Below are 26,533 nucleotides of genomic sequence, written 5' to 3'. Positions count from 1 at the left end.
GTCTGAGTGGGACTCGATCGCTGAGAACGCGAAGCGTTCCATGGAAGACAGGAGATACCTTGAAAGCTCGACTCGGCTCCATGCGCCTGAGTGAGTCGCAGGGAATCCACCACTTAATCAGAGGTTCCCTAGTTGAGCGGCCAGAACACGGGCAGCAGCAGATAGACCACACCGAATACCACAAGTGTCAGAGGCACACCGAGTTTCAGATAGTCAACGAAGCGGTACCCGCCGGGACCCATCACGAGGACATTGGCGGGGTGAGATATCGGACTGGTGAAGCTCGCAGAGGCTGCGATGGCCACCGCCATCATCGCCGGATAGGGTGACATGCCGATCTCCGCACTGGCAGTGAGCACGATGGGCGCCATCAGCACGACCAGCGCAGCTGTGGGCACGATCATGGTGGCGAGTGCGGTGACTCCATAAAGCCCGAGCAGAACTGCCCAGGGTCCGTAGTCGCCGAGCGAGGACATGACGGCATCCGCAACAAAGGTTGCGGCACCCGTGTCTGTCATGGCTACTCCCAGGGGCAGCATGCCGGCAATCAGAAAAATGGAGCGCCATTCGATGGCCCGATAGGCATTTTCCATACTCAGGCATCCGGTCAGCACCATGGCGGTTGCGCCGCTGACAGCCGCAATGGCAATCGGCAACCATTCGAGAAGCACTACCGATACAACAGCAAGCATGATGAAGCCGGCCATCGGTGCCTTGCTGGTATCCAGGGCGGTTGACGTCAGGGGGGTGAGCACAATGAATTCCGGATCCCGCTCGAAGGTGACCAGGCGCTCCCGTGGCCCGACGACGAGCACCGCATCTCCGAGTTCCAGCTTCATGGCGCCGAGGTCGGAACGGTAGGGTCGGCCATTGCGCCAGATGGCGATGAGTTCGAGCTGATAACGGCCTCGCAGATCCAGCTCGGCGACACTCTTACCTGACAGGGAGGAGTGTGGATGCAGCGTGGCCTCAACCATCTGCAAAGCGTCCGACTCGAAGACGTCGAGGTGGGAAGACGGGTCGTACTGCACTCGAAGTTCCTGCAGACCACGCAGCACGTCCACATCTTCCGGACGGCCCTGCACGAAAATCAGGTCCCCACCCATCACTGTGACATCTGAGCCGGGCATTACCTGCAGTTCGGATTCGCGCATGACGGCCAGCAGGCGGAAGTCGAATGCGTCTGCCAGGCGGGTCTCACTGAGACTCAGTCCTTCCAGCTCAGACTCTTTCGGCACATGGATAACGAACACACGATCCTCAAGCTCGTAGAGCTGCAGCAGGTCTTCGTTGCTGACCTTCGCCGCTGCATCGAACTCGGCGGATTTTTCCAGGGCAGCCGCGTTGTCCGGATTGCACTGCACGAGCAGATGATCGCCGGCGTGCAGAGGCACCGCTCCCAGATTGGTTCGCCAGACTTCTGTGCCGCGACGCACGGCGAGCACGTTGATCGAGTAGCGGTCCCGGAACTCCCGGTGCCGGACCGGCTCGCCGATGAGACTGGATTCTTCGGCGATGTGCAGTTCGCGTATCTCGAGCTCTTCCGAGATGCGTTCCTTGAGAATCGGTGACTCCCGCTCGATGGTCAGCTCACCCCACTTCCGCAGCGCTTCGAAACGCTCCGTGCGCCCCTGCACCAGCATGAGGTCTCCGGCCTGCAGGCGGGTGGAGGAACCCGGGAGGGTCATGGTTTCTGAGTTGCGCATCAGAGCGATGATGATAAGACCGGCTGACCTTGTCAGACCGACTTCCTGTATGGTGCGGCCGGCGGCAAGTGCGTCCGGCGGCACTCGAACCATGAACATCCGCTCGCGCAGACCATACTGATCCCGCAGGTTTCGGCGACTGCCATCCTCGTCTTTCTGCACCGTGGTCCGTGGCAGCAGATGTCTGCCTATGAGCGCAACGAAAGCGGTACCGACCAGGAGAATGATCACCCCCAGCGGGGTGAAGTCGAACAGCCCGAAGGGCTGCAGCCCGGCGTCTTTGAGCGCGCCACTGACCAGCAGGTTTGGAGGGGTACCCACCATGGTGGTCAATCCACCCAGGAGGGTGCCGTAGGCGAGGGGCATCAACAGGCGTGGTGCGGGTATGTCGGAACGCCGTGCGACGTCCACCACGACCGGCAGCATGAGCGCCGCGACCCCGATGTTGTTCATGAAGCCGGACAGCGCTCCGGAGACCAGCATGATCACCGCGATCATGCGCGCTTCGCCGCGACCGGCGATCCGCAGCACGCTGCGACCGAGTATGTCAGCGATTCCAGCCCTGCTCAGGCCTTCGCTGAGAATGAACATTGCCCACACGGTGATCACCGCTGCGTTGCTGAATCCTGAGAAAGCGTCGGACGGACTGACAAGGCCGGTCAGGGCGAGGGCGCACAGCACCATGAGTGCGACCACGTCCATGCGGACCTGCTCGGTGATGAAAAGCACCAGCGAGATGCCGAGGATCGACAACACCAGCAGGATGTCTGTCTCGATGCCGAACATGGTGTGCTTTCGGTGATTGACTGCCTCACTGTACCACCGGACCCGGCCGGTCCATGCAGGCAAGCAGGTGAGAGGAGAACCGGTTAAAGGCGACCGGTCAGAAGGAACCTGGTAAAAGGGAACAGTAAAAAAGAAGCAGCTGAAAGGGGATCAGTTGATGAGTTGGACACTGAGTAATCTTCCGCGCCAGGACGGCAGAACGGTTGTCATCACCGGCGGCAACAGCGGTATTGGTCTCGAAGCGGCCAGGGCACTGGCAGCCAAAGGCGCACGGCTGATCCTGGCCTGTCGTAACCAGGACAGCGCACGGGAGGCCTGCGAGTCACTGATTGCGGAAAATCCAGGCGCCGCTGTCGAACCGGTGATGCTGGATCTCGCCTCGCTGCGTTCAGTCCGGGCCTGTGCGGCCCAACTGCGCGAAAGCTGTGACCAGGTGGACGTTCTGATCAACAACGCCGGTGTCATGGCGATTCCCCGGCGGGAGACCGAGGACGGTTTCGAGATGCAGTTCGGCACCAACCACCTCGGGCACTTCGCTCTCACCGCACTGGTCTATCCGCTGTTGCAGAAGGCCCCCGGGGCTCGCGTGGTCACAGTTTCGAGCCTTGCCCACAATTTCGGATTCCTGAATCTGGCCAACCTCGAGGGGCGCTGGTTCTACGATCCCTGGCTTGCATATGGACAGAGCAAACTTGCCAATCTTTACTTTACCTATGAGCTGGATCGGAGATTGCGCAGTGCCGGGAGCGGAATTGCGGCGCTGGCCTGCCATCCCGGGATCGCAGCCACGAATCTCGGCTACGCCGGGCCGCGTATGCTCGGCTCTGCCTTCGGTGAGACGCTGATTCAGCTGTATACGTCGATTGTCGCGCAGCCGGCGGCCGACGGTGCACTGCCAACACTTTTTGCAGGGTTTGCCGAAGAAGCGAAGAGCGGCGACTACATCGGGCCGGACGGCCTGGGCGAGATGCGTGGTGCACCACGAAAAGTTGCGTCGAACCTGTTGTCCCGGTCCCAGACCATAGCCGGACAGTTGTGGAGAGTGTCGGAGGAATTGACGGACAGCCCTTTCGAGATCTGACACCCTCAATGAATTGGCGCGCCCGGCGCGATTCGAACGCGCGACCCCTGGCTTCGGAGGCCAGTACTCTATCCAGCTGAGCTACGGGCGCTGCGCTGGGAAGGGCGGCGATTATACGGATTCGGCACGAACTTCCCAATACAACGGGCGGCCGCCGCCGGTTGCTGACCCGCTGCTTGCATTCATTCTGACCCCGTCGCTAAAATTAGAATGAACATTCTAATACGAGCCTGAATTGGCCAGGAAACCCCGCATTCAGCCACCGCTGCAGGACCGCAGCCGCGCAACACTGGAGCGCATCCTCGAAGCCGCAACCGCACTGCTCGAAACCCAGGTCTGGGATGACATTGCGATCAGCGCTATCGCCCGGCGCGCGCAATCTTCGATCGGTTCCTTCTATGCGCGCTTTGCTGACAAGAACGCTCTGCTCGATCATCTGGACGAGCGCTACGCGGCGGAGCTGACAGACCTGCTGGAGGCCCATATGAAGGAAGCCAGGGCGGCTGCGTGGTCGCTGGAGGAAAGAGCCGGACACCTTCTCCAGGCTCTGATCACCTATCACCGCACCCGTCGTGGTCTGCTCCGCACCCTGGTATTGACGGCCCGGGCAGGAAATTCTTCGCGGTATCGGGCCAGAAGCCAGCGGATCAATGCGGCACTGCCGGTGCTTGTCGAAAACTTCAAGCAGTGTGGGGAACTGCATGGACCGGATCTTGACGCCCGGTTGCACCATGCCCTGACCTTCACCTTCAGTGCGCTTCGCGACCAGCTGCTGTTTCCGGAGTCGATGCCGAATCCCTATTCCCGCACGGATGCGGAACTGGCGGAGGCACTATCCCGAAATTTCCTCGGCTACCTGGCGTACAAACCCGAGTCAGGTCGATGAGCGCAATGGTGAGACTGACGATGATTCTCAATGTCGCGCTGAGTGGATTCGCCGCGGCGGAGGCTGTGCAATCCGCCCGTGGTACCGCAGTGGAGACGGCCGTCGTGCGGGATGCGCTCGGTAAGGTGCTGGCAGCCATACCCGGCAGACTGGTACAGCTGGGTATCCCCGGAACTGCGATTGCTGTTGTGTACGGCGGCGAGGTGCTGGTCCTCGCGGGTTACGGAACCGGGAATCCAGTAACGGGTACGCCGGTGAATGTGCGCCGCGATGTATTCAGAGTGGGCTCGGTGTCGAAACCGGTTACCGCGTCCGGGATCTTGCGGCTGGTCGCGCGGGGAGCTGTGAGCCTGGATGAAGACCTTCGCAATCGACTCGATAATCTGCCCGTGCGACCACCGCTGCGCAAGCCGATCACACTGCGGCACCTGCTCACCCACACCGCTGGATTCAACGAGCGGCTGTTCGGGCAGCATGTCAGCAACCCGGAACAGATGTTGAGCCTCTCCGACTACCTGGCCCGCCATCTGCCGCCCAGGTTCATCGACCCGGGAGAAGTGATCGCCTACAACGATCACCACACGGCGCTGGCGGGATGGCTGCTGGAAGAGCTGACCGGCCGGCGCTTCGATGAGGCGATGGCAGAAGAAGTGTTCGAACCGCTGGGCATGACGTCTTCGACTTTTGCGCAGATCGACATGCCGCCCGGGATCGACAGCCGGATCGTCTCTGCCTGGCGTCAGACCTCGTCGGGATTCAGGCCTTATGAGCGGGATTACGTGCAGCTCACTCCAGCAGCCGGTCTCTACACGTCTGCGCCGGACATGGCCAGGTATCTGCTTGCGCTGCTGAACTGCCGGAGTGGGGGGCTGGGGGAAGCAGTCTGCAGTCAGCTGGTCGAGCAGTACTCCCGGCACCCCAGTTTGCCCGGCCGGTCCTTCGGGTTTGCGCGCAGCGACCACGCCGGTATGCGGGTGTTTTACAAGGACGGACAGGCGAGTGGTTTCAATGCCCGACTGCTGCTTGTTCCTGAACGGGGTTTCGGTGTCTTTATCGTTCACAACCGCAGCATCCTCGGTGCCTTTGGTGCCTTCGACACAGCGGCCCGGTTCAATCGGGAAACTACCCAGGCCATGCTCGACACGCTCTGGCCCGAATCCGGCGATTCACCAGCGGAGCAGCCAGAACCTCTGGCGGATTCGGCGGGTCGCAGCAGCGGGTATGCGGGCAGTTACCGTACCGCTGTCGCAGCCCGACACACCTGGGAACGGCTGGCGAGCCTGTTCGACGAGGTGCAGGTGACTGCAACCTCAACCGGCGTGCGGCTGGCGGGCCGGGAATATGTCGAAATCGAACCCGGTGTTCTGCAACACCGCGAGGGTGAGCAACGCTATCTGGTATTCCGCACGCTGAAGGGGGACCGTCCGCATCTTTTTATTGGCGGCGGCGCCTACGAGCCGGTGCCCTGGTACACGAGTTCCCATTGGGCGCCGTGGCTGTTGGGTGGCGGCTGTCTGTGGCTGCTGTGCAGTTTTATCTGGTTGCGGCGCTGTCGGGACCGACTGGGAAAAGTGCGAATCCCGCTGCTGCTGACCAATGGCGCCCTGCTTGGATTCGTTGTCGGCCTTGTTGCGATTCTGGGATGGACCGATCCACAGAGGTTCTTCGCTGGTCCCACCCCTGCACTGCTGGCACTGCTGATGTTGCCGCTGACTGCCGGTGGTGGACTTGCGGTGCAGATCTGGCACTTCCGGGAACTGCTGGCTGATCGATGGATCGCCCTGCTGGCCCTGCTCAATGCTGCAGTTGCCGTGCTGTGGCTCAGCTGGCTCGACTACTGGAATCTGTTGGGTTACCGACTGGGTTGAGATCAGCAACTGCATGCTGCTCCGCAAAGCGGCTGTCGCGAAAGTGCATGCAGATTCCGGTTCAGTTTCCAGACAGGGTGGGTTCATCGGCTGTTCATTGGCCGAGCCCTAATCTGGTCCGCGTCTGACAACAACCGGAGACAGACATGACCAGACCTGAAACTACCCGTACGACAAACCGAAGCGTCCGCCTGGGTGCAACTGCTGCACTCGTGGCTGGACTGATGCTGCCCTTCGCTGCCCACGCCGACCACGGCCGGGTAGACGACGACTGGGCGGCCCTGATCGGCGCCTCCATTGTGCTCGCCCACTACGATGCGCCGCGCTATCGGGATCACCGGTACCACGGATACCAGCATCGGGGACACAACTACCGGCATACCAAGAAATGGCGCAAGCACCAGAAGCGACACGCATACTGGCATCAGGATCGACGCCACGACCGCGGTCACCATCGCTACGAGAAGCGTCACGACCTGCAGGGTGATCGTCGGGGGCGTGGCGGTGACCGGGATCACGGCAAGCGACGGGACGGCCATCGTCGAGGCTAGGTGTCGAGGCTGGGTGAGGCCTTCAAGCCGGGCTGAGGGGATGGCGACCTGCCGGTCCCGCGGCGCCTCTCCCGCCTCCCTCTGGATCCGGATACTGTATGTATATACAGTATCCGGATGTCGCTCGTTTTATGCCGTCGCCTCAACCATCGGAACATCGAACTGCACGGAGATACCCGTGGTGAAGTCATCGGTGTCCTGCGTCGCAATGGCGATTACGGTTTCGTGCCCTGGCTTGGCTTCATCGATCGGGTGAAGGCGCAGCGGCGCGGCCGGCCGGTGAAACTGCTGATCGCCCGGGTCGGCAGAACCGATGGCATTTCCACCCGCTGGTTCGACATCCGGCCGGGCGGCCATGTGCAGGGCTGTCTCACCGAACGTGGCGCCTTCGCGGTGATCGATCAGGAGGTGAGGATTCTCTGAGCAACACCGCACTCCTACTCCGGCAGGACCCGGCGTTTACTTGCGGCGGAAGACGGAGCAGCGGAACATCCGCCGATGCCTGCCCAATCTTCCCGACCCCCTGAACTTCCGGCCGCGCGTATTCCGGGTGGCGTCTGGGCGCTCGGTTTCGTCTCTCTGCTCATGGATGTTTCCTCGGAAATGATCCATGCGCTGCTGCCGGTGTATCTGGTGGTGGTGCTCGGCAGTTCGATGCTGACAGTGGGGTTCATCGAAGGTATCGCGGAGGCCACGGCCGCGATCACCAAGGTATTTTCCGGTGCGCTGAGTGACCGGCTGCGGCGCCGCAAGACTCTGGTGGTCGTCGGTTACGGACTTGCCGCGCTGACGAAGCCGGTATTTGCACTGGCCACCACGATCGACTGGCTGGTAGGCGCACGCTTCGTCGACCGTATCGGTAAAGGCATCCGCGGTGCGCCACGGGATGCACTGATCGCCGACTTGAGCCCCGAATCGATTCGCGGCGCAAGCTTCGGTCTGCGCCAGTCGCTGGACACGGTGGGCGCCTTTCTCGGTCCACTGCTGGCGGTAGGACTCATGTGGTGGACGCTGGATGACATCTCCATGGTGTTCTGGTTCGCCGCGATACCGGCGGCACTGGCGGTCGGCCTGCTGCTGGTCGGTGTGCGCGAGCCGGAACGGCCGGACATCGAGCCCCACCGCGAGCCGCTGTTCGATCGCGCCAGGCTTGAGCGTCTCGGCAGCCGGTTCTGGTGGCTTGCCGGTTTTGCCGGCGCTTTTACGCTGGCGCGGTTCAGCGAAGCCTTTCTCATCCTGAAGGCAGAGTCTGTCGGCCTGTCGCTGACCCTGGTGCCCATGGTACTGGTGGTGATGAATGTCGCTTATGCGCTGGCCGCCTATCCGGCGGGTGTGCTCTCCGACCGGGGTGATCGGATCGGCATGCTGGTGATCGGTCTGGTCCTGCTGATCGCAGCCGATGTGCTGCTGGCCCGGTCTTCCGGGCTGATCGCCGTGGCGATGGGGGTGGTGCTGTGGGGTCTGCACATGGGGTTTACCCAGGGCATTGTTGCCGCGCTGGTGGCGGATATGGTGCCTGGGGATCTGCGCGGCACCGGTTTCGGGGTGCTCAACCTGATCACCGGTCTGATGCTGCTGCTGGCCAGTGTGCTGGCGGGTGCGCTGTGGGACGCAGGCGGCGCCGGATTCACCTTTACCGGCGGCGCCGTGCTCGCGCTGCTTTCACTGCTCGGCCTGCTGCTGCTGCGACCGCAGCTGCGGGAACTTCAGGCTGCCGGCCGACAGTGATATGCTCGCCCGCCCGGGCGCGTAGCTCAGTTGGTTAGAGCGCTGCTTTCACACGGCAGAGGTCCGCAGTTCGAATCTGCGCGCGCCCACCAGACTCCCGTTTCCACAGTCAGGCCGGCGGTGGAGTGTGCCTACAGGGTGGCCTGCTGATCGAAGGAAGCCACCAGATCCGCCATCGGCTGACCCTGCGGGGTGTTTCTCAGTGCTTCGACCACGCTCGCCCGATTGACCTCAGGCTGGTTCTGACTGGCCTTGACCTTTCCGATCACACTGCGGATCTCGATCTCGATACCGACGATGTGCTGCTGCAGACGCTCGATGTGTTCGGCGGGTGCGTCGGCAATCTGCCAGGGTATGGACCGGTCCACTTCCTGGCTGGCCGTAAGCTGGGTGAGATGTCGGGTCAGCCAGCGGCTGTCGCTGTGGCATCGAAGGGTTCCATGCAGGTGGACAACCGCGTAATTCCAGGTTGGCACGACCCGCGGATCTTCCGCCTTGCTGGCATACCAGCCCGGGCTGATATAGGCATTAGGCCCCTGAAATATCAGGAGCACTTCGCCACCCTCAGCCGCTTCCGCGGCGAGCGGGTTGGCGCGGGCCACATGACCCTGCAGCCTGTTGGTCACTCCTGCAGCCAGGATCAGGGGAATCTGATCCGCGCTCAGCCCCTGGCTGGTGTTCCGCACCAGGGTCGCCAGCGGATAATTTCCAGAGCGGCCTGCTCGTCCGCTGCAAATACCTGGGGGATGTACATGGGATCCGGTCCTTGCCAGTGATGAGAAATTCGTTTAACAGGTGGTGGCTGGAAAGTTCGATCAACTCAGGAACCGATGATGCCCCGGAAATCGCTTACTAACGTTCTGATCCTGTGCGTGGCCACCACGCTCAGCGCCTGTGCTTCCAATCCGGACACCGGCAGCGAATCGATCCCCGAAATCCGTCCGGGCATTCTGCAGGGCTACCTGGCGGGCAGCGAGTATCCGAACAGCCTGGCGCTTCTGCCGCCGCCTCCTGCACAGGACAGTATCGCGCACAGCCATGATGGCACCATCAGTGAACGCAGTCTGACCCTGCAGGGTTCTGCGCGCTGGCTGCTGGCGGCCCAGGACAACGAACTGATGTTCCCTGCTGCGGCAGACACCTTCTCCTGCGCACTCGGTGCGCCCGTCACTGAAGCGGAAACACCCAGTCTGTATCGACTGTTGCGCCGGGTGCTGCCGGATGCCGGCCTGTCGACCTATACCGCCAAGAACTATTACCGGCGTCCCCGACCCTTCATGGTCAACGGGCAGCAGACGTGTCTTTCCGAACAGGGCCAGCAGCAGCTGGAAGAAGACGGATCCTATCCTTCGGGTCATTCGGCCATCGGCTGGGCCTGGGCGCTGATCCTGGCGGAACTGGCACCGGAGCGGGCGGACGCAATCCTTGCGCGGGGTCGGGCCTTCGGCCAGAGCCGGGTGGTGTGCAACGTGCACTGGCAGAGCGATGTTCAGGAGGGGCAGTTCATGGGTGCAGCGGCCGTGGCCAGACTGCATGCCAGTGACCTGTTCCAGGCCGATATGGCGGCGGCGGCGGCTGAGCTTTCAGCAGTGCGGGCGCGGTCCCTGCCACCGGCGCGGGATTGCGCAGCCGAAACCGAGGCGCTGGTACAGTTGCCGGTGGACGCAGTCTGGCCGATGAAGTAACGGATTTCGGTTGCCCGTATGAAAGGGAGTGAGGAGGATGGCGGTGAGGGTCAGATACGTGCACAGACTGGTTTTCAGCGGAGCCCTGGTGGGGCTGGTCACCCTTTCTGCCCACGCGGAGGTGGTCGCTGAGTCAGCGGCGGGCTTTGTCTCCGAGCATGAGCTGATTCTCGACGCGGATGCGGCCCGTGCGTTCCATGCCCTCACGGCAGAAGTGGATCGCTGGTGGAACGCCGCGCACTCCTATTCCGGAAAGGCTGAGAATTTTTCCCTCGATGCCCGGGCCGGTGGCTGCTTCTGTGAACGTCTGGACAATGGTGGCAGTGTCGAACACATGCGCGTGGTGTTCGCCGACCCGGGCCGCCTGCTGCGGTTGTCCGGTGGACTCGGTCCGCTGCAGGGCATGGGTGCAACCGGGAGTATGGATTTTGCCTTCACGCCCATCGATGCAACCCATACCCGATTGAACTATCGGTATGCGGTGAGCGGGTATGCGCCGGGCGGATTAGGTCCGCTGGCACAGCCCGTAGATGACGTGCAGAAGGGTCAGCTGCAGCGGCTCGCAGACTATCTGAGGCAGCAGGCCGATACCCGGCAGTAGCGGGGTCAGACCCTGCGGGATCGCTCTGGCGTGCCCGCCACACACATCAGACCGGCCATGATTGCCAGGTTCTTGATGAAGTTCTGCATCTCGTGGTTCTGTTCCATGCCCGCCTCGTAGGTCCAGAAATTGTGCATGAACAGGCTGATCACGAGAGTGAGCCCGGCCAGCAGGAAGGCCATGATCTGAGTGCGGTAGCCGATCGCGAGTGCGGCGCCGCCGCCGATCTGCAGCACGATGGTGATCACGAGCAGCACGGGAATGAGTGGAACATCGTGCGCCTCCATGTAGGTAACTGTACCTGACCAGCCGGTGATCTTGGTGATGCCCGGCACGATGAAGTAGAGGCCGAGCAGAGCGCGACCGGTGAGCAGCAGGGCCCGCTGCGCGGACTGGGGCAGAGCAACATTCATTCTGATTCTCCATAGGCCCCACGCCGGTAACGCAGCATCTGACCACTGCCGGCACCGGTGTGACGGCCGGGTTGTTGTGATTCCAGTCGGTCGTAGGCGATGGCGCCATTGACCAGCACCATGCGGATGCCGTCCGGTTCTACCTTTGGCTCGTCGTAGCTGGCGCGATCGATGACCTCGCCCGGGTCGAACAGCACCAGATCCGCCCGGTAACCTTCGCGGATCTGGCCGCGCTCCTCGATACCGAAGGTTTGAGCCGACAGAGACGTCATGCGTCGCACAGCTTCCGGCAGGCTCAGCACCCCGCGTTCACGCACATAGTGGCCGAGCACCCGGGGAAAGGTCCCGAACAGACGTGGATGCGGTTTCCCCCGCAGGTCCGGAATGCCATCCGATCCGACCATCATGTCCGCGTGCGCCAGATTGGTTTCGATATCTGCCTCATCGATGATGAAGTGGATGCAGATGGTCCGATCGCCTTTTTCTGCAGTGAGTATGCGCCGCACCGCATCGGTGATGTCGATGCCTTCCGCTGCGGCGATATCTTTGAGCATGCGGCCTTCGTAACTGCGGAAGGCGGGGCAGCTGGCAATGCGGATTACCTCGGCAAGATCCCGGTTGATGCGCTCGAGATTAAAGTACTCGATCATGCGGCCGCTGCCGGCGGTGTAGGGATACACGTCCAGGGTGACCCGCTGTCCGGAAGCCAGAGCGGCGTCCACCAGCGCCAGGGATTCCTTCACCTTGCCCCAGTTCGGTCTGCCGGCCGCCTTGTGGTGTGAGATGTGGGCGTGCACAGCCGCTTCGCGGCCGATGTGCAGGGTTTCTTCGACCGCTTCGAGCAGTCGATCCCCTTCGTTGCGCATATGGGTGGTGTAGAGGGCATCCTGTTGCTGCGCGGCCGCGGCGAGTTCGATTACCTCCTCGGTTTCGCTCCAGCGTCCGGGACGGTAGATGAGACCGGTCGAGAAACCGCAGGCGCCCTGTTCGAGGGCCAGGGAGACGTGGGCCTTCATGCGCCTGAGTTCATCGGCGCCCGGCTTGCGTTGTGCCTGGTCCATGACCAGAGTGCGGACGGTATTGTGGCCGACCAGCATCATGTTGTTGATCGCCGGTTCCCGGACCAGAATTTCCTCGAAGTAGCCGTTCAGATCGGTGAAGCGTCCCTCCAGCCCTGCCAGTATGCCGCCACTGGCCGCAACCGAATCCCGCTCCGGGTCGGCGGGAATCGCGGAAAAACCGCAGTTGCCGCTCACCACCGTGGTGACCCCCTGGGCCAGTTTGAATTCCATGCCAGGGTGGCGGAAGAAGGCGCCATCATCGTGTGCGTGGGTATCGATGAAACCCGGCGCCAGGGTGAGTCCGCGCGCATCGATTTCGATGGCGGCAGGTCCTGCCGCGCCATCGGTACGCACGGAGACTATACGACCGTTTTCGATTTCCAGATCTGCACTGAACGCGGGCAGACCGGTGCCATCCAGAATACTGGCGTTGCGTATCGCGATATCGCTCATCTCAGGTTCCTTTTGTCTCGATCACGTCGACAAGGTTTCCGGCGGCGGTGAGCACTACAGTCCATAGCGGCCGGGTCGGGTGCGCAGCCATTCGCCGATCCGTTCACCGATCATGATGCAGGTGAGGTTGGTGTTGGCCCGGGGTACACCGGGCACGATGGAGGCATCGGCCACCACCAGCCCTTCCACGGTATGGGCGCAGCCGTACTGATCCACCACGGCCATTAGATCACTGCGCGGGCCCATCTTCGCCGTGCCGCTGGGATGGAAACCGCTGCCGGCGAATTTCCGGCACAGCGCGGCAATCGCATCGTCATCGAGCGGCCGTGTCGGATCCGGGAAGCGGATGCCGGCGATCATTTCGCCCAGCGCGCCTGTGCGGGTGAACCGCAGAGTGTCTTTGAAGCACTGCACCAGTCTCGAGGTGTCCCGTTCGTCTTCACAGAAACGGTTGTCGATGAGTGGTGCGCTATGGGGGTCCGCATCCCGCAGTCGCAGTTCGCCGCGGCCGTACTGATATTCGAGTACTGCGGCGATGGCGAACTGGGCCGGGGCGCTGCCGGATCGCCCCGCAAAACTCAGCTGCTCGATCTGCAGGTCGTTGTGTTTGTCTGATCCCGCGGCCGTGTAGCGAAGAATGGTCTGAATGAGAGGCGCATCGAAATCGATCAACGATGGATCCTTCACTTCGCACACCACAGATAGCGCCGGATGATCGGACAGGTTGCGGCCAACTCCGGGAGCGTCGGCGCGGCACTCGATGCCGAGCGCCTCGAGTTCGCGCCGGGGTCCGATACCCGAGCGCAGCAGCAGCGCGGGAGACATGATGGCACCGGCGGAAAGTACCACCAGCTTTGCCCGGTGAACGACCGTCGAACCGTCCTGCGCGTCCGTCTCCACGCCGACGCAGCGCCCGCTTTCAAAAACAAGTCGCCGGACAAAGGTCCCGGCGAGCAGGGTCAGATTCGGCCGTGCGCGTGCTGCAGCCAGATAACCGATCGCGCAGGACACGCGCAATCGTCCCAGCTTGTTCATCGGGTGCGGTCCGGCACCGCTGCTGTCCGGCGCGTTGGCATCCGCGCAGGCCGGGTAGCCGAGGTCGGCGGCTGTATCGAGAAAAGCCTGGTGTTGCGGCAGCAGTTCCGCAGATGGATAGCGACGGATACTGATCGGACCGGCATCGCCGTGGTAGGGCGCATCCGGAAAATCCAGATCCCGCTCGAGCCGCCGGTAGGCGGGCAATACTTTACCCCAGGCCCATTCGGAGTTGCCCGCTGCCGCCCATTCGGCGTGATCTTCGGGAATGCTGCGCAGGGCGATGGTGGTATTCACCGCACTCGACCCGCCGGTGACCCGACCCCGGGGGAAGGCAATCTCGCGATTCCGGGTGGGGGCGTAGGTGAGGCCCCAGTCGTGATCCCGATAGGAATTGTTGTGGCCGTTGACCAGGTCATAGGGCGTGGCGGCGGTATCCGCATAGTCCGGACCGGCTTCGAGCAGCAGCACCGTGCGGTTCGGATCCTCACTGGCCCGCGCGGCGATGGCACAGCCGGCGCTGCCGGCGCCGATGATCAGGATGTCGTGCATCTCAGCGACCGTAGTCCCTGCCGGCGATGAATGCCACGATGATGCCGGCCAGTTCTTCACCGGCATCTTCCTGCACGAAATGACCGGCGCCGGTGATCGTAAGATTCTGCGCGACCGGGATCCGCGCCAGGAAGGCCTGCTCTCCGCCCCGGGTAATGGGGTCAGAATCCGTGAAGGCGCAGAGAAAGGGCTTGTCCCAGGCCTCGAAGACCTTCCAGGCTTCGTTGTTTTCCCGCAGCTGTGAGGGCACCAGATAGGGCATGACCATGGCGCCGGCCTTGTAGCGGACATCCGGGAACGGGGCTTCATAGGCTCTCGAAATTTCCGAACCTCCCTGGCTTCCCATGAAGTCCATGAGCTCCCCCACCGGCAGATCCTCGACGTTGTGGCTGTAGGCCACCCAGCGCGGGAAGGTCAGGTTGGCTCGCAGTTCATCCAGCGTGAGTGCGCCCTGCCACCATACGGTGAGCTTGAACAGGGTGTAGCCGAACCAGCCCTGCAGACCTTCGGCGGCTGGCAGCCCGGTGTTCGAAATCACGACCCGGGCGAAACGCTCCGGGGCGGCCGCCACCACCCGCAGGCCTACCAGCCCACCCCAGTCCTGACCGAAAAAGGTCGCTTCCTGCAGGTCGAGCCGGCGCACGAGTTCGCCCATCACCTCGACCTGCATCGGGTAGCTGTAGTCGGATTGGCGGCCGGGCTTGTCGGATCGACCGAAGCCGACGAGGTCGGGCGCAATCACCCGGTGGCCGGCGGCGGTGAGGATGGGGATCATTTTGCGGAACAGGTAGCTCCAGGTCGGCTCACCGTGTATGAGCAGGATGGGTGCGGCGTCCGCTGGGCCCTCGTCGAGGTAGTGCACCCGATACTCGCCGATCTGCAGATAGTTGGGCGCGTAGGGAAAATCCTTGAGCCCTTCGAAACGCGCATCCGGCGTGCGCCAGATGCCGGGCGAGATTTCATCCGCGGAGGCGGGCAGGGTGAGACCGAGCAGCAGGAGCAGGCTGAAGCCTTTTTTGAGCATGTGCGTACTTCCTCTCAAACCGGTGCGGGCCCTGCGACCTGAACCCGATGAATAGTGCGGGGGGCATCGCCATGGTCGTGCACGGCAAAGTGCAGGACGCAGCGGTTGTCCCACATCAGCAGATCGCCCGCCTTCCACTGGTGGCGCGCCTGATACTCGGGCCGCACCGAGTGCTGATAGAGAAAATCCAGAACACTCGCGCTCTCTTCCCGACTCCAGCCAACGAATTTGCGGGTGAAGGCGCGACACACGAACAGCGCCCGGGCACCACTTTCGTCGTGGCTGCGGACCACGGGATGCTCCGCACGGGGTGCTTCCTGCGGATCTGCGCCATAGAGACCGGCAAGACCTTCCGCTGTGTGCAGCGCCCGCAGCCCGTCGAGCATCCCGCGCATGCCTGCGGAGAGATCCTGATAAGCCAGAATCTGATTGGCGAAGGCGGTATCCCCACCGAACTCGGGTGCTTCCAGTGCATAGAGCATGGTGAGCTTCGGTGGCTCGGGGTTGTAGGTCATGTCCGAATGCCAGTGCTGGTTCACGTCGCCGCGCTTGCCGTGGTTGGTGAGCCGGATGACTTCGGGATACGCCTTCATCGCCGAATAGGGGTGACGGACCAGGGGGCCGAAGCGGCCGGCGAAAGCCATCTGATCTTCGGGGGTGAGTGACTGACCGGGAAACGCCAGCACATGGTGTTCGCAGAACCACTGATTGATCTGGCGCCAGGCCGCCGCATCTAGATTGCGGACATCCACGCCTTCCACCACCGCCCCCAGCGGGGCGGCCGTCTTCCGGATCTGCATATTCTCTCCTCCCTATACAGGACAATGTTACCTTAAGGTCCGCGATCGGGATTGGGATACGGACAATTGGCGCCAGTGAGCGAAACGGAACGGAACACTCTGCCAGAAGGACTCGAGCGGCTGCGCTTCGACAATGTGTTCACGCGGGAGCTGCCGGCGGATCCGGAGTCTGAAAATCGCCGCCGGCAGATCAGCGGGGCGATTTATTCCCGGGTGCAGCCGCAACCGGTCGCGAAGCCGGAACTGGTGGCGAATTCGAGCGAAGTTGCCGCGCTGCTTGGTCTGGATACGCAGGATTTGGATTCCAGTGCCTTTGCCGAAGTGTTTACCGGCAACCGCCTGCTGGCGGGCATGGATCCCCACGCGACCTGTTATGGCGGCCACCAGTTCGGCAACTGGGCCGGCCAGCTCGGCGACGGTCGGGCGATCAATCTCGGTGAAGCCATCGCGGCGGATGGCAGCCGCCTCATGCTGCAGCTGAAAGGTGCCGGTCCGACACCCTATTCGCGCACGGCCGACGGCCTGGCGGTGCTGCGATCATCGGTGCGCGAGTTCCTCTGCAGTGAAGCCATGCATCATCTCGGCGTGCCCACCACCCGCGCGCTCAGCCTCACCCGCACCGGCGAGTCCGTGGTGCGGGACATGCTCTACGACGGCCATCCTGCACCGGAACCCGGCGCTGTGGTCTGCCGGGTTGCCCCATCGTTCACCCGCTTCGGGCATTTTCAGATACTGGCGGCGCGGGGCGAACTCGATCTGCTGCAGCAGCTTGTGGATCACACGATCCGCCATCAGTTTCCACACCTCCTCGAGCGTCATGCGCCGGCAGGCAGGGAACTGACCCTGGCCTGGTTCGAGGAAGTCTGCGGTCTGACGGTGGAGATGGTCGTGCACTGGATGCGGGTTGGTTTTGTGCACGGTGTGATGAACACCGACAACATGTCGGTCCTCGGCCTGACCATCGACTACGGCCCCTACGGCTGGCTGGACAACTACGATCCGGACTGGACCCCCAACACGACGGACGCGGCGCAAAGGCGCTACCGGTTCGCCCATCAGCCGGCGGTTGCCCAGTGGAATCTGCTGCAGCTTGCGAATGCGCTTTTTACCCTGGTGCAGGACGCGGATCCGCTACAGCAGGCGCTGCAGCGGTTCGCCGACGACTATCAGCGGCTGCGACTGCAGTCGTTGAGTAAAAAGCTGGGCCTGATCGACGCCGGCGCGACGCTGCTGGACGAACTCGACACCGCACTGCAGGCAGCCGAGACCGACATGACGCTGTTCTTTCGCCATCTGGCAGAGCTGGAGCTGACAGATACCCCAACGCTGGCACTGCAGCGATTGCTGCCGGCCTATTACGACCCGGGCGCACTCACCGCTACCGTTCGCGACCGGATCCAGGACTGGCTTTCAGGCTATCTGGATGCGCTGCGCCGGGAAGGTCGCGACTCCACGGAGCGGCGCGCGGCCATGAGCAGGGTGAATCCACTCTATGTCCTGCGCAACTACCTCGCTCAGCTGGCGATAGATAAGGCGGAAGCCGGGGACTATTCGCTGGTGCGTGAGCAGCTCGACGTGCTCCGGCGTCCGTACAGCGTGCAGCCGGGTCGTGAATCCTTCGCAGCGCTGCGACCCGACTGGGCGCGGAGCCGGGTGGGCTGCTCACAGCTTTCCTGCAGTTCCTGAGTCCGCTCAGTCGTCTGCAGCTTCGCGCGCCGTGCGGAACCGCATGCTGCCGGCGGCGGTTTCATCACCGTAAGTCAGCAGCAGGTCGCCATAGAGGAAGTCGAAGCGCCGGGCATCCTGCAGCTGGGTCAGAAATCGCTGTTCGATCGCCATGACGTGCTCGGGGCACGCCATCTGAGTCGACCCAACCGGAGCAACTCTGATCGCTCCCGGGTGGTCGCCTTCTTCGATGCCGGCGAAGTAGCGATTGCAGCCACCGGAGCCGACCAGCTGACCTGTGCTGTAGCTCAATGTCACCCGGGGATCGGCGGCCGCCGGTTCATCTGAGTTCCACTGGGTGAGCACCCATTCTCTGTCTGCGAGGGTCGCCGCGCCTAATCGTTCTGAACCGCTTTCATCGCTGAGCGCGAGCAGTCCTTCTCCGGGCAGCCACTGCCAGGCCAGATGCCCGATTTCTCCGGGGCAACAGACCGCGTCATCCGGTCCTGCGCGAACCAGGGTAAGCAGGATCTGGTCGTGGTCCATGCGTGCGTCGATGATCTGCACGCGGTCCCCGAGGTACTCGGTGGCGAGATTAGTGAGTTCCCCCGACGCTGAACCCATGACGGCCAGATGGAGAAAAGCGCCTGAGCCTCCGGTGGCAGTTTCGAGAAAGACCACCGCTTCATTCTGCCCATCGCCATCCAGATCGCCATTCAGGAGGAAGTCCCGGACCAGCATCACCGCTGGCCGGGTTGCGCCATCGGCTTCATAAGGCTCGCCCACCCATCTGCCATCTGTCAGGGTGATCTCAGGGAGATCGAGAATGCCGTTGAAGGTTGCCTCGGAAAGTGCGGTGACTTCCGGCGCATACGCATCCCGCGTCTCTGATTGATTGGACCCGGAACCGGGAAACCGGGCTGCCTGTACTGGAGTCATCGGCGGGGCGACGGCGGCAGGGGTGTCGGACTCTGATTCTCCCGTGCAGCCTGCAATCAGTAGAATGACGAACAGTGCCGCGACGGGCCTGAGCAATCCTGCGCAGAAACTGTGGAAGCTGTACTGGCTCATGCCTTTTTCACGGGTGCTGACCTGGACGAAATCTTCCTGGATGCTGCCGGTACTGAGCCCAGCCGGTGGCCGCTGCTCTGGCGGTGTTTCAAGGCTCCTGTGGTGTGTGCAGCTGAGCCAGTCTGACCGCGCGACGATCGAGCTGCTGCCGCAGACGAGCATGGCGTGTCGGTGTGAGCGGATAGGACCAGATCAGCTTCAGAGCGAGCCCGTAGAATACTACCGGTCCCAGGCAGTACACGAGTCTCAGGGCAAGCACCCCGACATCCGAACTGGCGGCGACACCACCGCTCGGATCAAAACCGAGCAGACCGACAATGTTGAGGGACACACCGGTCCCGAAGGCGATGGCGATCTTCTCGGAGAAACCGAAGAAGGCAAAGTAGGTGCCGGCGCGGCCGCCACCGCTGCGGGCGGAATCCACGTCCACGACGTCCGCCAGCATGGCAACAGGCAGGAACTGCAGGCCGCCAAAACAGAAGCCCTTGACGACGAAGAGCAGAAAGAAAGCCAGGTAGTCGCCGTAGTCGAGGAACAGATTGGCGGCGCTGACACAGGCGACGGTGATGAGTGTGCACATGAAGGCGCGATGTTTACCGATGGTTCTGCCCAGCCACAGCCAGAATGGAATCGCACCGAGTCCGGCGATGAAGTAGAAGAAATACGCAGCACCAATTGTGGGTACCCCGACGATGTCGCGGATGAAAAACAGCGATACCGCGTTACGGAAGGATTCTCCGAAATGGACGAGCAGGGCGATCAGCAGCACGCGGAGCATGGGACCGTTCTTCATCACCAGGCGCAGACCTTCCCGGAAGGAGGGGCGCTTCACGTTCACGGCGATGGTCGGCTCTTTTACCATGGTGACCACGATGGCCACGCACATCGGCAGCACCAGGATGATTGTCCAGGCCAATCCGGCGAGCACGGGTCCGGTGAGGGTGGCGCGATCGACGATCTGTTTGTCCCGGAAATCACCTGAGAATGCGCCGACCGCATCGTTCCAGAGCGTGGTGAACACCTCGCTGACCCCTGCACCGCCATCTGCACGGATCTCGATGATCATCGGCACGGCGGCCGCGACCATGAGACCCACAAGTACATAAATTTCCCGGGCGGCGGTCACCCGGCTGCGCTGGTGGTAGTCGGGAGACAGTTCTGCGCCCCAGGCCCGATGCGGCAGGGCGATCATGGTGGCGCCGAGGAAAAACATGGTCAGCCAGAACAGGAAATAGAATAGACCCACACCCGGGTCCGGAATGAACAGGTGATAGACGCCCGTCATCATCACCGGGGCACCCATCAGCAGCCAGATCTTGCGTCGACCGAAGCGCGTGCGCCAGCGGTCCGACAGTTCGCCGATGAGCGGATCGGTCAGCACATCGGTGAGTCGCGCGAGCATCAGAATGAGGCCGACGGTCGCCAGACCGATGCCGAGGCCGCCCGAATAGTGGGCGGGAATCCAGATCGAAAGCGGGTATCCGATGACGGCCAGCGGCAGGCCCATAGTGCCGTGAGCATAGATCGTCTTGCGCGCCAGAATGTGCGACATCAATCCCTTCCCCCCCAATTCGACAGCCAGCTTACCTTAGCCCCCCGGGATCTGTCGCGCGCCCTGCTCCCGCACACGGTCTGCTCTCCGGTGTGTGATCCGGCTCTCAGTTGCGCTGCGCCTCGGTCGATATCTTGGCGTGTGATGAGTGCTGTGCAGATGTGATGTCCCCAGTTCCAGTCAGGAATCGAAGCGTACTGCGCGCCGTTGCCCGGGTCTGGCTGATGGCCGGTGTCTGCGCCTGGCTGTCCGGCTGTGTCGTAACCATGCCTCCAGCCGATGCGGAACCTGACAGCCTTCCTCCTGCAGATGTGGTCAGCGAACCCGGACCAGTGGAAGATCAGCGGCGTGAAGGCGTGGCCGTCGAGCCCGCACTTGCGATCATCGTGGGTGTGCAATATGCCCAGTTCCGGCCCCAGAGCTATGTCTTTGCCGCGCGGCTCGGGAGGCCGTACCGGCTGTACGAATTGTCCGCACGCTCCCCCCGCGCTGTGCTCGAGGATCTGCAGAGGCTGCGTCCCGACCGTGTGATTGCGCTGGGGCCGGACGCGTTGAGACTTGCGGCTCAGTTGCCTCAGTTATCACGGTCACCTCCGCCATCTGTAGTGCAGGAAGTGGATCTGGTATATGCCGGAGTTCTGCATCCCGATGCGCAGCACCGCGGGGTCCAGGCACTGCCGCCCTTCACCCTGCAACTCGACTACTGGCGCTCCATCGTTCCGAACCTCCAGCGTATCGGTGTGATCGGCGGCCGTGATTCCCGGGAACGCGTTGAAGAAATTGCCAGGGCCTGTGAAACGGCTGGTGTGCAGCTCGACCATCGCGAAGTGGCTTCAGATCGGGAGATGCTGCTCGCATTCAGAAGCATACTGCCGCACATCGACGGGTTTGTGCTGCTGCCCGATCCGGAAATACTCAGTCCGGAGGTGATCCGTCGAACCATCGGCCATGGCGTGGTCAATGACCTCCCGATTCTCGTCTACAGTCCGCTGATGTACGAACTGGGCGCGTCCCTGCTCGTGGAAGCGGAACCCGTGGATGTAGCTCTGCAGATCATTGCGCTGCTCGATTCGAAGGAGACAAGCCGTGCACTGACAAAGCTTCAGACCCGGTCACAGACAGCACGCCCGACGGTGGCCTTCGATGGCTGAACGACGTCGCACGCTGGTCCGGGAGCTGCTTTACTCCCAGCTCGCTTTTGCAGCCATCGTCGGCCTGATCGCCCTCGGCTGTGTGTGGTGGGTGACCAACTGGGTGGTGCGGGACAACCTGGATGACTGGGCATCACGCTGGATCGGAGAGATGGAGACTCTCGGCGCAGGTCTCTATGCTGATCGTGCGGACGAGCGCTTTCTCCAGCTGGAAGGCTATCTCTCCCGTTTTCCGGAAATCGCCTATATCCGTTACTACGATATCGATGGCGGAGTGGTGTACACCGAAAGTGCGTCGGAGACGCCGGCCGGATATCCCGCTCTCACAGCGGATGAAAGAGATCAGCTGGTCGAGGCGGCTTTTACGACAGGGCGTCATCTCACCCAGATGACCGAGCAGCCGCTTGTCAGAATCAGTCAGGCAGTGGCGACCCAATCCATTGTCTCGGCGAACCTTCTGACAGCCCGAAGTCTGGAAGAGCTGGAAACCCGCGCCGACGTGATCGGATTTGTGGAGCTCGGTCTGGACTACAGTGCCTACGATCGCGGGCTCATGAGCGGGATCGTCACAGGCAGCGCATTTCTGATGCTGGCCTTTCTGCTGCTGCTGCTGGCGGGAAGAGTCCTGTTGCGGCGAGCCGTGCAGCCCCTCGCAGACCTGCAGAAACCACTGGAACGGATGGCGCGAGGTGAGCTGGATCTCTCGATACCGGAATCCCCCCACCGGGAAATCGCGGCGATCAGTGAGGCTCTCCAGACTGCTGCGGAAAAAATCCGTGAACGGGATCGACACCTGCGCCGACTGGCAAACTTCGATCCACTGACCGGACTTGCCAGCCGACATCATTTTCTGGAACTGCTCGCCGGCCGTCTCGAGCAGGGCGAAAAAAATGGGGCCGGTGGCGCACTCCTGTTTCTCGATCTGGATCAGTTCAAGTACGTGAATGACACACACGGACATCCGGCAGGTGACGCGGTGCTCGCTCAGGTCGCCGAGCGTCTGCGCCAGTCGGTTCGACTCGATGATCTGATCGGCCGCTTCGGAGGGGATGAGTTTCTGCTCTTTGTCAGCGATGTGGGTGTCGACCGGGCGGAGGGCATAGCCCGGAAACTGATGAGCGACCTCCGGGAATATCCGCTTTCCTATGAAGGCATTTCCTTCACCATCCACTGCTCGGTGGGCATTGCCATGGTGGACAACCCTGCCGCTTATGCTCCGGAAGAGCTGCTGTCCAATGCGGATGTTGCCTGCCGTGAAGCGAAGTCGCTGGGTCGAAACCGCTCGGCACTCTATCAGGCAGGTGCCGGAGAAGCTGAGCGTCTGCGCAGTGACCTGTCGTGGCAGCAGCGGTTGAAAGCCGCCCTCAAGGACGACGGCTTTGAACTGCATTATCAGCCCATCATGCAGTTGTCGAACAATACGGTCGGGCACTACGAAGTGCTGCTGCGGATGAAGGATGGAGACTCCCTTGTCTATCCGGACCGGTTTCTGACGGCCGCGGAGCGCTTCGGCCTGATGCAGGAGATCGACTACTGGGTGATCGATCACGCGCTTGCCGCGTTGTCGAGGGCACGTGGTGCGCGTCCTGGTGTGTGCTTCAGCATCAACCTGACAGGCAGCGCCTTTGTGGACGGCACCCTTGTCGAGTATGTGAGGCTCAAACTCCTGGAGCATGCAGTCGATCCTGGCGCGGTTATCTTTGAGATCACCGAGCAGGTGGCCATCGGCAGCTTCGCCGATGCCGTCGGACAGATTCGTGAACTGCGCAAACTCGGAGTGGAGTTTGCGGTAGACGATTTCGGCACGGGCTACAGTTCACTTTCCTACCTGAAGCGTCTGCCCGTTCAGTACATAAAGATCGACGGTGTGTTCATACAGCGCCTGGTGGTCAACCGGGCCGATCAGACGATTGTTCGAGCCATTGCCGACATCGCCCGTATCATGGGCAAACGCACGGTAGCGGAATTCGTCGGGGATGAGGCAACCCTCACACTGATCCGGGAAATCGGTATCGACTACGGTCAGGGCTTCCATATCGGCAAACCCGCGCCGGTACTTCCCGCATCCCCGTCAGGCAAAGTGGTCCCGCTGCACTGGCCGCTAAAGACCCAGCCTCGACCCGGATAGATCAGCGGCTGCGGTCCCGGTAGTCCTTAATTGAGACCAAGTTTGTCCGCGGCTGATCTTCGTGGTGTGATGTGCCGGGTGGCCTGTACGGGCCGCTGGATTGCAGGGAACGCGACTCGATAAGAAGAGGGAGCGGTAGATGTTGATTCTGACTCGCAGAGTGGGTGAACGCCTGATGATTGGTGACGAAATCGCAGTCACTGTGCTCGGGGTGAAAGGTAACCAGGTTCGAATCGGCGTGCATGCTCCAGTTACGGTAAGCGTGCACAGGGAAGAGATCTACGACAGAATTCAGGCGGAGCGGATAGACGAGCGCCTGTCTGGTAGCGCCCGCGGCGGTTAGAAAAAGCCCGCGGCGGTTAAAAAAATCCCGCGGCGGTTAGAAAAAGCCCGCGGCGGCTGGCAAAAGCCCACGGCTGATCCCTTGCAAGCATTCGAGCTTTCCACGACGAAGTCCCGACCTTCAGCGCCTGGCAACCGGGCTCTCAGATGATCCACAACAGAAGAATTAAATAAGGAAGCGGCATCGAACTCAGCGAGTTTGAGTGGGAGTGCTACCCTACGTACTACTACCTGTTGAACGCCCGCATGGGTGCGAGTGATCGGTGATGAGCAATTCAACTGATAATGTCCGTTATTTGACACTGTCCAGGCTGGAGGCGGTACTGCGGTTACTCGTGGACCGCCACGGCGCCCGGATGACCCTGGGCGAGACGCTGGCAATCACGGCCGCAATGGTCCGTTTGTGCAGGCAGGATCGGGTGACCATCGCGGAAATCGCAGAGGCCACCGGGCTGCCGAAACAGAATCTGTCACGCTGGGCAAAGAAGCGCATCGGCGACAGCATCACACTGCGGGTGAACGAGGAAGACCGGCGCGAGCACGATGTGATCATTATCGATCAGTACCGTGGCCAGGAGACCATTGAACGGCTCGCCGCAATGTTGAACATTACAACCGACGAGCCGACATCCTGACCATCCGGCAGATCGGGTGAAAGTCAGCGGTGCCAGTCGCCCATCCTGAGGGTGGTGGTACCGAAGCGGGCCACCAGAGGATTGTCCGGGGCAGGGGCATTCGCCGAACTTCCCGCGAACGGCCGCAGATCTGCACCGGGGCGGCGAATTTTCGCTATGCTCGTGCCATGTCACTCCCCGAATCGCTGCAGGCGCTTCTCGATCCCGGGTCCTATCCGCATCCCTGCGGCACCATTGAACTGATCGAGACCCATATTTCCTGGGTGCTGCTCACGGGCGGGCGGGCCTACAAGCTGAAGAAACCGGTACGGTTTTCCTTCGTCGATTTCAGCACGCTGGCGCTGCGGGAACATTTCTGCCGGGAAGAAGTGCGCTGCAACCGGGCCTTCTCCCCGGCTCTCTACGAAGGAGTCTGTGCGATCGTCCGACTGCTGGATGGATCTCTCAGCGTGCTGCAGGAAGGCGGTACTCCCGCAGGCGAAGTGATCGAGTGGGCCGTGCAGATGCGGCAGTTCGACACCCGCAGCCAGCTCGACCGGATGCTGGAGAGAGGCGAACTGCACAAGGAAATGCTGCGCAGGTTCGGTGCGTCTCTGGCGGCAAAGCAGCGTGATCTCCCCGTACTCGATGGTACCCCTGAGGAAGTGGATGTGCGCATGCTGGGTCCGATGGAAGACAACTTCCTCGAGATCGCCCGAACCTCGCTGCACAGGCAGCACGACAGCCTGCTCGAAGAAACCCGGACTCTGGCACGGGTAACCGCGGAGACGCTGCGGGCACTGATGGCGCGACGCCTGACGGAGGGTCGGGTGCGGGAGTGCCATGGTGACCTTCACCTTGCCAATCTCGCGCTCATTGAGGGAGAGGTCTCCGCCTTTGATTGTCTTGAATTCAACGCCAATCTGCGCTGGATCGATACGATGAGTGACGTGGCCTTCCTGTTCATGGATTGTCATGTGAGAGACCGACAGGATCTCGCCTACGGCTTTCTCGATGGCTATCTCGACGAATCCGGTGACTATGAGGGTGCCGGACTGCTCGGCTATTTCTGCGCCTACCGGTCCATGGTCCGGGCGAAGGTGGCAGCGCTGCGCCATGAACAGTCCCGGGAAAACCCGTCTGCAGCGCAGGACCAGGCACAACGATGTCTTACTCACATTCTTTGGGCGCGCCGTCGGCTGGACCGGCCTCGAGGCCGGCTGGTGCTGATGTGTGGCCTGTCCGGGTCGGGGAAATCTCACCTCGCCGGGATGCTTGTGACTGAACTCCCGGCGCTGCGTCTGCGCTCCGACGTGGTGCGCAAGGTGCAGGCAGGGCTGACCGCATCGTCACACAGCCAGTCACCGACGGATGCCGGTCTTTATGAAGCCGGTAAGACAGAACGGGTCTATGCGGCACTTGGGGATGCAGCCATGGCGCTTCTGGAAACGGGCGAGCATGTCATTCTGGACGCCACCTTTATCGAAGGCGCTCGGCGCAGGCAGCTGCTCAAACGCGCGGCAGCTCTGGGCGTGCGGGCCTGCGTGTTGTACTGCACAGCACCGGTCGAAGTGTTGCGGGAGCGCATCTCCGCCAGAGAGGCTGCCGGTGCTGATCCTTCGGAGGCGACCCTCGAGGTACTCGATCGGCAGATCGAGCGGCATCAGCCCCCGGGTGCTGACGAACCGGCAATCACAGTAGATATGGGTTCGCGGATCAGTACTGAACGGGTGCGTGCGCTGGCTGCGCAGGTACTGCAGCAGGTTTAGCCCGCTGCACC

At 62.2% G+C, this 26,533-nt stretch carries 23 protein-coding genes and 2 tRNA genes; 15 read left to right on the top strand and 10 right to left on the bottom strand.

Going from position 1 to position 26,533, the window contains the following annotated elements; all coding sequences use genetic code 11:
* Nucleotides 1-128: 128 nt before the first annotated feature.
* A complete protein-coding gene (locus R3E82_19915) occupies nt 129-2,492 on the bottom strand; it encodes an SLC13 family permease (protein MEZ5553158.1) in 2,364 nt (787 codons plus the stop codon).
* Nucleotides 2,493-2,649: 157 nt separating this feature from the next.
* Here R3E82_19915 and R3E82_19910 point away from each other — a divergent pair, with 157 nt between their 5' ends.
* Nucleotides 2,650-3,573: an oxidoreductase gene (locus R3E82_19910; protein ID MEZ5553157.1), complete on the top strand. Its 924-nt coding sequence runs from the start codon at nt 2,650-2,652 to the stop codon at nt 3,571-3,573.
* A gap of 14 nt (nt 3,574-3,587) precedes the next feature.
* On the opposite strand, the gene R3E82_19905 is transcribed toward R3E82_19910, so the two are convergent.
* A tRNA-Arg gene (locus R3E82_19905) sits at nt 3,588-3,664 on the bottom strand.
* A 144-nt stretch (nt 3,665-3,808) separates the two neighbouring features.
* Here R3E82_19905 and R3E82_19900 point away from each other — a divergent pair.
* The 6 genes from R3E82_19900 to R3E82_19875 all read left to right on the top strand — a co-directional run bounded on the left by R3E82_19900 (nt 3,809) and on the right by R3E82_19875 (nt 8,698).
* A complete protein-coding gene (locus tag R3E82_19900; protein ID MEZ5553156.1) occupies nt 3,809-4,459 on the top strand; it encodes a TetR/AcrR family transcriptional regulator in 651 nt (216 codons plus the stop codon).
* Entirely contained in the window at nt 4,456-6,327 is a 1,872-nt protein-coding gene (locus tag R3E82_19895) for a serine hydrolase domain-containing protein (protein MEZ5553155.1), read from the top strand. Before R3E82_19900 ends, R3E82_19895 begins: the two co-directional genes overlap by 4 nt.
* A 146-nt stretch (nt 6,328-6,473) precedes the next feature.
* A complete protein-coding gene (locus R3E82_19890; protein MEZ5553154.1) occupies nt 6,474-6,878 on the top strand; it encodes a hypothetical protein in 405 nt (134 codons plus the stop codon).
* Nucleotides 6,879-6,995: 117 nt separating this feature from the next.
* Nucleotides 6,996-7,301, top strand: a complete 306-nt coding sequence (locus R3E82_19885; GenBank protein MEZ5553153.1) for a hypothetical protein — start codon at nt 6,996-6,998, stop codon at nt 7,299-7,301.
* Between the two features lie 75 nt (nt 7,302-7,376).
* Complete coding sequence (locus R3E82_19880; GenBank protein MEZ5553152.1) at nt 7,377-8,606, top strand: MFS transporter; 1,230 nt, start codon at nt 7,377-7,379, stop codon at nt 8,604-8,606.
* Between the two features lie 15 nt (nt 8,607-8,621).
* Nucleotides 8,622-8,698, top strand: a tRNA-Val gene (locus R3E82_19875).
* A gap of 39 nt (nt 8,699-8,737) precedes the next feature.
* Here R3E82_19875 and R3E82_19870 read toward each other — a convergent pair.
* Nucleotides 8,738-9,304, bottom strand: a complete 567-nt coding sequence (locus R3E82_19870) for an FMN-binding negative transcriptional regulator (GenBank protein MEZ5553151.1) — start codon at nt 9,302-9,304, stop codon at nt 8,738-8,740.
* 174 nt (nt 9,305-9,478) lie between these two features.
* Between R3E82_19870 and R3E82_19865 the strand changes: the two genes are divergently transcribed.
* Together R3E82_19865 and R3E82_19860 are read left to right on the top strand one after the other, a co-directional pair.
* Nucleotides 9,479-10,291: a phosphatase PAP2 family protein gene (locus R3E82_19865; GenBank protein MEZ5553150.1), complete on the top strand. Its 813-nt coding sequence runs from the start codon at nt 9,479-9,481 to the stop codon at nt 10,289-10,291.
* Nucleotides 10,292-10,328: 37 nt separating this feature from the next.
* Nucleotides 10,329-10,892 (top strand): hypothetical protein, encoded by a 564-nt coding sequence (locus R3E82_19860; protein MEZ5553149.1) that lies wholly within the window; start codon nt 10,329-10,331, stop codon nt 10,890-10,892.
* Nucleotides 10,893-10,897: 5 nt separating this feature from the next.
* Here R3E82_19860 and R3E82_19855 read toward each other — a convergent pair whose 3' ends face one another.
* From R3E82_19855 to R3E82_19835, 5 genes are read right to left on the bottom strand one after another with little or no spacing between them, the layout of a single operon-like run.
* The gene (locus R3E82_19855; GenBank protein ID MEZ5553148.1) at nt 10,898-11,305 is read right to left on the bottom strand and encodes a DoxX family protein; all 408 of its coding nucleotides are present in this window, start codon (nt 11,303-11,305) and stop codon (nt 10,898-10,900) included.
* Nucleotides 11,302-12,819 carry a D-aminoacylase gene (locus R3E82_19850; GenBank protein ID MEZ5553147.1) on the bottom strand — a complete coding sequence of 506 codons (1,518 nt, stop codon included), beginning with the start codon at nt 12,817-12,819 and terminating at the stop codon, nt 11,302-11,304. Before R3E82_19850 ends, R3E82_19855 begins: the two co-directional genes overlap by 4 nt.
* A gap of 54 nt (nt 12,820-12,873) precedes the next feature.
* Nucleotides 12,874-14,406: an FAD-dependent oxidoreductase gene (locus tag R3E82_19845; GenBank protein MEZ5553146.1), complete on the bottom strand. Its 1,533-nt coding sequence runs from the start codon at nt 14,404-14,406 to the stop codon at nt 12,874-12,876.
* 1 nt (nt 14,407) lies between these two features.
* Nucleotides 14,408-15,430 (bottom strand): haloalkane dehalogenase, encoded by a 1,023-nt coding sequence (locus tag R3E82_19840; GenBank protein MEZ5553145.1) that lies wholly within the window; start codon nt 15,428-15,430, stop codon nt 14,408-14,410.
* A 14-nt stretch (nt 15,431-15,444) separates the two neighbouring features.
* On the bottom strand, nt 15,445-16,230 hold the full coding sequence (locus R3E82_19835) for a TauD/TfdA family dioxygenase (protein MEZ5553144.1): 786 nt from the start codon (nt 16,228-16,230) through the stop codon (nt 15,445-15,447).
* A gap of 75 nt (nt 16,231-16,305) precedes the next feature.
* Between R3E82_19835 and R3E82_19830 the strand changes: the two genes are divergently transcribed.
* Nucleotides 16,306-17,916 carry a YdiU family protein gene (locus R3E82_19830; protein MEZ5553143.1) on the top strand — a complete coding sequence of 537 codons (1,611 nt, stop codon included), beginning with the start codon at nt 16,306-16,308 and terminating at the stop codon, nt 17,914-17,916.
* Between the two features lie 6 nt (nt 17,917-17,922).
* On the opposite strand, the gene R3E82_19825 is transcribed toward R3E82_19830, so the two are convergent.
* Nucleotides 17,923-18,966: an META domain-containing protein gene (locus R3E82_19825; GenBank protein MEZ5553142.1), complete on the bottom strand. Its 1,044-nt coding sequence runs from the start codon at nt 18,964-18,966 to the stop codon at nt 17,923-17,925.
* An 88-nt stretch (nt 18,967-19,054) separates the two neighbouring features.
* Entirely contained in the window at nt 19,055-20,518 is a 1,464-nt protein-coding gene (locus tag R3E82_19820; GenBank protein MEZ5553141.1) for an MFS transporter, read from the bottom strand.
* 164 nt (nt 20,519-20,682) lie between these two features.
* Here R3E82_19820 and R3E82_19815 point away from each other — a divergent pair, with 164 nt between their 5' ends.
* The 5 genes from R3E82_19815 (at nt 20,683) to R3E82_19795 (ending at nt 26,522) form a co-directional block, all read left to right on the top strand.
* The gene (locus tag R3E82_19815) at nt 20,683-21,669 is read left to right on the top strand and encodes a hypothetical protein (protein ID MEZ5553140.1); all 987 of its coding nucleotides are present in this window, start codon (nt 20,683-20,685) and stop codon (nt 21,667-21,669) included.
* The gene (locus R3E82_19810) at nt 21,662-23,797 is read left to right on the top strand and encodes an EAL domain-containing protein (protein ID MEZ5553139.1); all 2,136 of its coding nucleotides are present in this window, start codon (nt 21,662-21,664) and stop codon (nt 23,795-23,797) included. Before R3E82_19815 ends, R3E82_19810 begins: the two co-directional genes overlap by 8 nt.
* A gap of 139 nt (nt 23,798-23,936) precedes the next feature.
* Nucleotides 23,937-24,140: a carbon storage regulator CsrA gene (gene csrA / locus R3E82_19805; GenBank protein MEZ5553138.1), complete on the top strand. Its 204-nt coding sequence runs from the start codon at nt 23,937-23,939 to the stop codon at nt 24,138-24,140.
* Nucleotides 24,141-24,405: 265 nt separating this feature from the next.
* The gene (locus tag R3E82_19800) at nt 24,406-24,774 is read left to right on the top strand and encodes a hypothetical protein (protein MEZ5553137.1); all 369 of its coding nucleotides are present in this window, start codon (nt 24,406-24,408) and stop codon (nt 24,772-24,774) included.
* Nucleotides 24,775-24,941: 167 nt separating this feature from the next.
* On the top strand, nt 24,942-26,522 hold the full coding sequence (locus R3E82_19795; GenBank protein MEZ5553136.1) for an AAA family ATPase: 1,581 nt from the start codon (nt 24,942-24,944) through the stop codon (nt 26,520-26,522).
* Nucleotides 26,523-26,533 lie beyond the last annotated feature (11 nt).

This window comes from Pseudomonadales bacterium (genome assembly GCA_041395945.1).
Taxonomy (GTDB): domain Bacteria; phylum Pseudomonadota; class Gammaproteobacteria; order Pseudomonadales; family Azotimanducaceae; genus SZUA-309.
Note: the sequence above shows the minus strand (reverse complement) of the source record. Positions and strands in the feature narration are given on the sequence as shown.